The organism is Neisseria sp. P0022.S010, assembly GCF_051956635.1.
On sequence record NZ_JBQCXF010000705.1, the window covers coordinates 1 to 1,288 of the forward strand.

Sequence of the window (1,288 nt, forward strand, 5' to 3'; positions counted from 1 at the left end):
TTGCAACACAAAGCAATATGGTTTGAAAAAGGGCCGTCTGAACGATTGGGTTTCAGACGGCCTCGGTATCAGCGTAGGTTAAGCACCTTATCCGCTGTTTTATTTACATTTGGTTTTGGCCAAATTCACGGCGGCGGTCAGGCTTTTTTCGTTGACTTCGCCGGTGATGGTTTGTTTGTAGCCGCATTTCGGCGCTTCGACGACAGTGAAGGGCAATACGCCGACGTTGTTGCCGTGGGCTTTCATGAAGTTGCGGCTGTTGGCGCCGGTGTAACGCCAAATCGGATAGCTGACCGGCGTTTGTTTCAGGAACTTGCCGATGTTGTCGGTCGTATCCAGCGCAATGCCGACCATATCGACGCTGCCTTTTTTCTGCGCTTTGTACCATGCGGACATGGCGGGCATTTCTTTACGGCAGGGGCCGCACCAGGTTGCCCAAAGGTTGACCACGCGCACGGGGGCTTTGAGCGATTCCAGGCTTTGCGGTTTGTTGTCCTGCCAACCTGCTGTTTCATCGGCGGCAAAGGCCGGCGCAGCGGTAAAAACGGCAGCGGACAAGAGAAGGGCGGTTAAGGCTTTCATGGTTGTATCCTTGAGGTTGCCAATCGAAATTGGGTTTATTGTAAAACGGTTTGGTGGGTATGCCTACCGATTCGTATCAAGATATCAGGTAAAAAGTTTGAGTAAAAATCAGTTGCAGACGATAATAACTGCCATCATTGAATGATTTTGCAATAATACGGAGACTTTCATGCCGTCTGAATTCACACTTTATCACAATCCGCGTTGCAGCAAATCGCGTGCCGCGCTGGCTTTGCTCGAAGAAAAAGGCGTTGCCGCCGACGTGGTCAAATATCTGGATACCGCGCCTGATTTGGCGACTTTGCAGGATATGTTTGCCAAACTCGGTATCGAATCGGTGCGCGGCATGATGCGCACGAAAGACGATTTGTACAAAGAATTGGGTTTGGACAACCCCGATTTGGACAATGCCGCCCTGCTTCAGGCAATCGCCGAACACCCTGCCCTGCTTGAGCGTCCCGTTTTGGTAACGCCTACGCGCGCAGCCATCGGCCGTCCGTTGGAAAACATTGCTGCCCTACTCGGCTGACGGGGTTGGATAAGGCAGTCTGAAGATGATTTCCCTGCTTAAAAGCCGCAATGGCCTGCGATATTACCTGTTTCGCGGCCTTGCTTTGAGCGTTTTGCTGGTGTGCGGTATTTTTTTGAGCGGCACATGGCAGATTTACCGGACAGGTTTGCAAACCTTGCCGAAGGACGTTCATGC

The 1,288-nt window shown here is 51.8% G+C and carries 2 protein-coding genes and 1 pseudogene; 2 read left to right on the forward strand and 1 reads right to left on the reverse strand.

The genetic code is table 11. From position 1 onward, the window contains the following. Positions 1-99: 99 nt before the first annotated feature. A complete protein-coding gene (locus ACTHUT_RS20795) occupies positions 100-582 on the reverse strand; it encodes a TlpA disulfide reductase family protein (RefSeq protein ID WP_003747814.1) in 483 nt (160 codons plus the stop codon). A gap of 169 nt (positions 583-751) precedes the next feature. On the opposite strand from ACTHUT_RS20795, the gene arsC reads away from it, so the two are divergent. Beyond that, positions 752-1,111, forward strand: a complete 360-nt coding sequence (gene arsC / locus ACTHUT_RS20800) for an arsenate reductase (glutaredoxin) (protein ID WP_004519164.1) — start codon at positions 752-754, stop codon at positions 1,109-1,111. A gap of 25 nt (positions 1,112-1,136) precedes the next feature. Beyond that, positions 1,137-1,288, forward strand: a pseudogene (locus ACTHUT_RS20805) (YdcF family protein); the annotation flags it as partial.